The following is a 6,631-nucleotide window of genomic DNA, read 5'->3' on the forward strand; positions in this document are numbered from 1 at the left end:
CCGGATCGGCGGATCATCCGGATCCCACAGCCAGGAGCGAGCGTTGCGAAAGGTCCTCATCGTCGACGACGAGCCCTCGGTCCGCTTCGTGCTCGCGCGGACCTGCGAGCGCGCCGGCGTGCCGTACGAGGAGGCGGGCAGCGCCGAGGAGGCGCGGACGAAGCTGCGCGCCGCCGGCGGCGGCAAGGACGGCGTCGGGCTGGTGCTGCTCGACGTCCGCCTCCCCGGCGACGACGGGTTCAAGCTGCTCGGCGAGATCGGCGGGCGGGTGGACTCGCCGTTCGTCGTGGTGATGACCGCCGAGGACACCATGCGCTCGGCGGTGGAGGCGATGAAGCGCGGCGCCGCCGACTACCTCGGCAAGCCGTTCGACCTCGAGCGCGTGGAGCGGATCGTGCGCGACCTCTCGGCCGCGCCGCCGCCGGGCCAGGCCGACGAGCCCGCCGCGCACGCGGAGGAGCGGGGCGACGGGCGCCTGCGCGAGGGCGGCGTGGCGCTGCCGGACACGCTCATCGGCCGGTCGGCCGCGATGGTCGAGGTCTACAAGGAGATCGGCCGGGTGGCGCGGACGGAGATGACCGTGCTGCTCATGGGCGAGTCCGGCACCGGCAAGGAGCTGGTGGCGCGCGCCATCCACGCCAACTCCACCCGCGCGCGCGGCCCGTTCGTCACCGTGAACATGGCCGCCATCCCGCGCGATCTCATCGAGAGCGAGCTGTACGGCCACGAGAAGGGCTCCTTCACCGGCGCGGTGGAGCGGCGGCCCGGCAAGTTCGAGCTGGCGAGCGGCGGCACGCTGTTCCTGGACGAGATCGGCGAGATGCCGATCGAGCTGCAGGCGAAGCTGCTGCGCGTGCTGCAGGAGCGCGAGATCGACCGCGTCGGCGGCACGCGGCCGCTCGCGGTGGACGTGCGCATCGTCGCCGCCACCAACGCCGACCTGGCGCGCTCGGTGGAGGAGGGGCGCTTCCGGCGCGACCTGTACTACCGGCTCGCGGTGGTGCCCATCCGCCTGCCGCCGCTGCGCGAGCGCGAGGGCGACGTGATCCTGCTGGCGCGCCACTTCGTCGCGAAGTTCGGCGAGCAGCTGAAGGGGCGGCCGGTCGCGCTCGGGAAGGACGCCGAGGCGGTGCTGCTCGCGCACCCGTGGCCCGGCAACGTCCGCGAGCTGCAGAACGTGCTGCAGCGCGCCCTCCTGAAGCTCGCCGGGAACCGCGTGGGCGCGCGCGACGTCGCCAGCCTGGTGCCGGCCGCGGTCGCCAGCGAGCGCGCGCTCACCGGCCTCGTGGAGGGGCTGCTCGACGCCGAGCCGCCGGAGGGCGGGCGCTACCAGGCGGCCATCGCCGCCATCGAGGCGCCGCTCATCGCGGCCGCGCTGGCGCGGACCCACGGCAACCAGCTGCGCGCCGCCGAGCTGCTCGGGATGAACCGGAACACGCTCCGCGAGCGCATGCGCGCGCTCGGGATGAAGCCGCGCTAGCGGCCCCGCGCCTGCCCGGAACCCGGGCAGGCCGGTGCCCGGAAACCGGGCACCTCCGCGCTACATCGCCTCGACGAGGATCGACGCCTGCCGGGTCCCGTCGGGCAGGCCGGCGAGCGCCCGCGCGGCGCGGAGGCCGCTCGCGCCCTCGCGCGCCACCGCGCCCGCGGCCGCCAGCACGCGCGCGTAGTCGAGCCCGCCGTCGGGCGCGCACACCGCGAAGAAGCGCTGCGGGCCGCGCGCCGGCGAGGCCTGCACCTCGACGTCGAGCGCGCCGCGCGACTGCGGCGCCGCGACGATCGGGTGGATCCGCTGCACGTTGCCCGCGGCGTCCACCGCGACCACCCACAGCGGGCACGGGCCGTCCGGCTCGAGCTCGAGGTGGAGGCTCGCGCCGGCGCGGACGCTGGCGCCGTCGGGCAGCGGCTGCGCGGCGCCAGGGCGGCCGCCCCACGCCGAGAGGCCGAGCGCGGGCGGGTGCGGGGCGGCCGAGCGGAGCACGGCCACCACCGCCACGGCGGTGAGGACGAACGTCCCGAGCGGCACCAGCGCCGCCAGCAGGCGGGGCGTGGCGCGGCGCGCGGACGGGCTGCCGCTGGCGCGATTCGCTGCGTTCACTGCGTTTCCCCCGGTCCCGGCCGCTCCGGCCGGGTGCCGAGCGTACATGGGGTCGGCCCCGCGGCGCCATGCCGCGCGGACTTCTGTCGCATCATACACCCATCGAGGTGCCCGGAAATCGAGCAGCCGCTGGCCGGGTTTGAGTCACGACCCGCCGGAGATCCGCGGATCTGGGCGCGTCAGCGGCTCGCCGGCGTGGCATGAGCCGTGCTAACTGGGCCGGCCAACAACCCCGCAGGCCGTGGAGATGCTCGCGATGGCGAAACTCACCCCGAAGGCGGTCCTGGACCTGGCCAAGGAACGCAAGGCCACCTACGTGGACCTCAAGTTCATGGACTTCGTCGGGATCTGGCAGCACTTCTCGATCCCGCTCTACGAGCTCAGCGAGGAGGTGTTCGAGGCCGGCCTCGGCTTCGACGGCTCCTCGATCCGCGGCTGGCAGGCGATCCACGCCTCCGACATGCTCGTGGTCCCCGACGCGGACACGGCCGCGATCGATCCGTTCATGGCGGAGCCGACGCTCTCGCTCATCTGCAACGTGGTCGACCCGATCACGAAGGAGCCGTACTCGCGCGACCCGCGCAACATCGCCATCAAGGCCGAGAAGTACCTGAAGTCCACCGGCCTCGGCGACACCGCGTTCTTCGGCCCCGAGCCCGAGTTCTTCGTGTTCGACGAGGTCCGCTACGACCACGGCGTGAACCACGCGTTCTACAAGCTCGACTCGGTCGAGGGGCAGTGGAACACCGGCCGCGAGGAGCCGGGCGGCAACCTCGGCTACAAGCCCCGCTACAAGGAGGGCTACTTCCCGGTCGGCCCCACCGACTCGCAGCAGGACCTGCGCACCGAGATGTGCCGGGTGATGGAGTCGGTCGGCATCCACGTGGAGCGGCAGCACCACGAGGTCGCCACCGCCGGCCAGGCCGAGATCGACATCCGCTTCGACTCGCTGGTGAAGTGCGCCGACAACCTCCAGTGGTTCAAGTACATCATCAAGAACGTGGCGCGCCGGCACGGCAAGACCGTGACCTTCATGCCGAAGCCGCTCTACGGCGACAACGGCTCCGGCATGCACGTGCACCAGTCGATCTGGAAGGCCGGCAAGCCGCTGTTCGCGGGCGACGGCTACGCGGGCCTGTCCGAGATGGCGATGTACTACATCGGCGGCATCCTCAAGCACGGGCCGGCGCTCGCCGCGCTCTGCAACCCGTCCACGAACAGCTACAAGCGGCTCGTGCCCGGGTTCGAGGCGCCGGTGAACCTGGCCTACTCGGCCCGCAACCGCTCCGCGTCGATCCGCATCCCGATGTACTCGCCGTCGCCCAAGGCGAAGCGCATCGAGTTCCGCTCGCCCGACCCGGCCTGCAACGGCTACCTGGCGTTCGCGGCCATGCTGATGGCCGGCCTCGACGGCATCGAGAACAAGATCAACCCGGGCCAGCCGCTCGACAAGGACATCTACGGCATGTCGCCGGAGGAGCTGAAGGACATCCCGAAGATGCCGGGCTCGCTCGACGAGGCGCTCGAGTGCCTCCGCAAGGACCACAAGTTCCTGCTGAAGGGCGACGTCTTCACCGAGGACGTGATCGAGACCTGGATCCAGTACAAGTACGACAAGGAGATCACCCCGGTCCGCATGCGCCCGAGCCCGATGGAGTTCGCGCTGTACTTCGACATCTAGGCGCGACCGAGGTCCGGCAGCACCGGGCGGCCGTCCGCGAGGGCGGCCGCCCTTCGTTTGCGCGCCGTGTTCACCGCCAGGCGACGGCCGGATCGCGCAGCGGCCGGGCGCGCGCGGCGGGCCCGTCCGCGCCGGCCGCAGGCGCCGCCGGTCGCACCGGCGTCCCCGTCATCACGATGCGCGAGGCCACCCACGGCGCCAGCACCAGCTCGGTCGCGAGCGCCACCGGCGGGAACGCCGAGGCCGCCGCGAACCCGAGCAGCCGCACGCCGAAGCAGGCCCAGTACGCGGCGGCGGTGCGCTCGCGCCCGGCCACCCGCTGCGCCGCCCACACCGTCACCGCGGGCGTGACCGCGAGGAAGCCGCCCAGGCCGACGAGCGCGAGCGTCAGCCCGCCCGCGCTGGCGCTGGCCTCGCCGTCCCAGAGGTCGCCGAACAGCTGCACCATCCCGATGGCGAAGATGCCCGCGAACAGCACGTCCGACGCCGCCGCGCCCGCCGTCGCCGCGCCGTAGACGCGCCACGGGCCGGGTGCGTCGGCGGGGGGTGGCGCGGAGAGATCGGGCGCCGCGGGCGCGGGCGCGGCGCCCGGGCCGGGCGGCGCGGTGTCCGGTGGCGCGGGCGGCGCGGCGTCCACGGGTGGTGAATCGACCGGCGCCGCCACCGCGGCGGCCAGCCGGAGCGCGAGCGCGCAGGCGAGCATCGGTCCCCCCTCCGCTCCACCGACGCCCCCATCATCCCGGACCGCGGGTGCGCCCCGCTTGCCCCGACGCGGGGACCGGGGTATCTCGCTCCTGGCCGCGCGCGCCCGCGCGGCCCCGGACGAGGCGCGTCGTACCCGGTGACGACAAGACGACGCGAGGAGGATCGCCTCGTGCCCTGGATCTACCTCGTCGTCGCCGGCCTGCTCGAGACGGGCTGGGCCATCGGCCTCAAGTACACCGACGGCTTCCGCCGGCCCATCCCGTCGGTGCTCACCGGCGCCGCCATCGTCGCGAGCATGTGGCTGCTCGGGCTCGCCGCGCGCGACCTGCCCATCGGCACCGCCTACGCGGTGTGGGTCGGCATCGGCGCCACCGGCGCCGCCATCCTCGGCGTGGTGCTGCTCGGCGAGCCGCTCGGCCTGGCACGGGCCGCGTTCCTCGGGCTGCTGGTCGTCTCGATCATCGGCCTGAAGCTCACCGCCACGTCGTGAGCAGCCCCGCGCCTCCCCCGCGCAGGAACGCGCCGTGGCGCCCGCGCCGCCCGTTTGCTAGATGCACGGAGCGTCTTGATCCCGCACCCCGCCAGCCTCCGCGCCGCCCTCGGCGGCCTGCCCCGCACCTTCTGGATGGTGTGGACGGGCATGCTGGTGAACCGGCTCGCCAGCTTCGTGGCGCCGTTCCTGGCGCTGTTCCTGGTCCGCGAGCGCGGCTTCGACGCGGCCGAGGCCGGGCGGATCGTGGCGCTATACGGGCTCGGCGTGATGGTGGCCGGGCCGCTGGGCGGCACGCTCGCCGACCGGCTCGGCCGCCGCCCCACCATGCTGCTCGGCCTCGTCACCGGCGCGCTGTCGGTGGCGGCGCTCGCCCTGACGCGCGCCCCGCTGGCGCTCGCGGCGCTCGCGTTCGTGAACGGGGCCACCGGCGAGATCTACCGGCCCGCCATGAACGCGGTCGTGGCGGACGTGGTCGCGCCCGCCGAGCGCACCCGCGCCTACGGCCTCGTGTACTGGGCCATCAACATGGGCTGGTCCATCGGCCTGTCGGTGGCGGGGCTGTTCGCGGAGCGGCACATCGCCTGGCTGTTCTTCGTGGACGCGACCACCTCGCTCGCGTTCGCGGCGGTGCTCGCGTTCACCGTGCCGGAGACCCGGCCGGCCGGCGTCGAGCCCGCGCCCGCGCTGGCCGGGCTCGCGCAGGTGTTCCGCGACCGCGTGTTCGTCGTGTTCGCCCTGCTCGCGCTCGGCGGGCTCATGGTGTTCACGCAGTTCCAGCTCGCCGCGCCGCTCGACATGGCCGCGCACGGGGTCGGGCCGGCCAGCTTCGCCTGGCTCATGGCGCTGAACGGCGTGGGCGTGGTGCTGCTCCAGCCGCTCCTCGGGGCGCGCCTGCGCCGGTACGACCCCTCGCGCGCCCTCGCCGTCTCGGCGCTGCTGTTCGGGGTGGGCTTCGGCGTCAACGCGCTCGGCGGCAGCGTGCCGCTCTACGTGTTCGGCGTCCTGCTCTGGACCGTCGGCGAGGTGGTCGGCTTCCCGGTCGCGAACGCGGTGGTGGCCGATCTCTCGCCGGCCTCGCTGCGCGGGCGCTACCAGGGCGCCTACTCGATGAGCTGGGGCGTGGCGTTCACGCTGTCGCCGCTCATCGGCGGCGAGGTCATGAGCCGGTTCGGCGCGCGCACGCTCTGGCTCGGCACGCTCGCGCTCGGGCTGGTGCTCGCCGCCGGCCACCTCGCCGCCGCCCCCGCGCGCCGCCGCCGCCTCGCGGCGGGACGCGCCGCGACGTCCCCGCGACCGTCCCCGGGCCAGGCGCTCGCCGCGCCGGACGCCTGATCGCCGTCGCCCCGTTCCGGCGTCCGCTCGTCCCGAGCCCGTCGCGGGACGGGCGGTGGCCCCCGCGCCTGCCTTGCGGCGCCCGCTCGACGCCGTCCGCAGCTTGGGTCCGGAGGAGGTCCCCATGGCGCGGATCGGCATCGACGGCCTGGCGGAGGAGCTCTCCCGCGCGCGCGAGGCGATCCGGCCCCGCTCGGCGGCGGACGCGCGGGCGCTGGAGCTGCTCGCGGACGCGCTCGCCGGCCGGGCCGGCCGGGCGCTCGCGGCCGCGTGGGAGGCGCGGCGGTTCGAGGCGCCCTGCGAGCGTGCGGGCCTCCTGCTC

At 74.7% G+C, this 6,631-nt stretch carries 6 protein-coding genes, 1 pseudogene and 1 riboswitch; of the genes and pseudogenes, 5 read left to right on the forward strand and 2 right to left on the reverse strand.

The window, feature by feature from the left end; all coding sequences use genetic code 11:
• Positions 1–43: 43 nt before the first annotated feature.
• On the forward strand, positions 44–1,480 hold the full coding sequence (locus PSR1_RS09330; protein ID WP_059437332.1) for a sigma-54 dependent transcriptional regulator: 1,437 nt from the start codon (positions 44–46) through the stop codon (positions 1,478–1,480).
• A 60-nt stretch (positions 1,481–1,540) separates the two neighbouring features.
• Here the strand turns inward: PSR1_RS09330 and PSR1_RS09335 are convergent, their stop codons facing one another.
• On the reverse strand, positions 1,541–2,098 hold the full coding sequence (locus PSR1_RS09335; protein WP_059437333.1) for a hypothetical protein: 558 nt from the start codon (positions 2,096–2,098) through the stop codon (positions 1,541–1,543).
• Between the two features lie 256 nt (positions 2,099–2,354).
• Here PSR1_RS09335 and glnA point away from each other — a divergent pair, with 256 nt between their 5' ends.
• A complete protein-coding gene (gene glnA / locus PSR1_RS09340) occupies positions 2,355–3,779 on the forward strand; it encodes a type I glutamate--ammonia ligase (RefSeq protein WP_015935410.1) in 1,425 nt (474 codons plus the stop codon).
• Positions 3,780–3,849: 70 nt separating this feature from the next.
• Here the strand turns inward: glnA and PSR1_RS09345 are convergent, their stop codons facing one another.
• Complete coding sequence (locus PSR1_RS09345; protein WP_059437334.1) at positions 3,850–4,482, reverse strand: hypothetical protein; 633 nt, start codon at positions 4,480–4,482, stop codon at positions 3,850–3,852.
• A 90-nt stretch (positions 4,483–4,572) separates the two neighbouring features.
• A riboswitch (guanidine-III (ykkC-III) riboswitch) is annotated at positions 4,573–4,641 on the forward strand.
• 12 nt (positions 4,642–4,653) lie between these two features.
• Here PSR1_RS09345 and sugE point away from each other — a divergent pair.
• The 3 genes and pseudogenes from sugE to PSR1_RS09360 form a co-directional block, all read left to right on the forward strand.
• Positions 4,654–4,974, forward strand: coding sequence for a quaternary ammonium compound efflux SMR transporter SugE (sugE, locus tag PSR1_RS09350; protein WP_059437335.1), 321 nt, complete (start codon positions 4,654–4,656; stop codon positions 4,972–4,974).
• 75 nt (positions 4,975–5,049) lie between these two features.
• Positions 5,050–6,309 (forward strand): MFS transporter, encoded by a 1,260-nt coding sequence (locus tag PSR1_RS09355; RefSeq protein ID WP_059437336.1) that lies wholly within the window; start codon positions 5,050–5,052, stop codon positions 6,307–6,309.
• A 124-nt stretch (positions 6,310–6,433) separates the two neighbouring features.
• A pseudogene (locus PSR1_RS09360) lies at positions 6,434–6,631 on the forward strand (DUF2332 domain-containing protein); the annotation flags it as partial.

The sequence above is a fragment of the Anaeromyxobacter sp. PSR-1 genome (assembly GCF_000964525.1).
In the GTDB taxonomy this organism is placed as follows: domain Bacteria; phylum Myxococcota; class Myxococcia; order Myxococcales; family Anaeromyxobacteraceae; genus Anaeromyxobacter.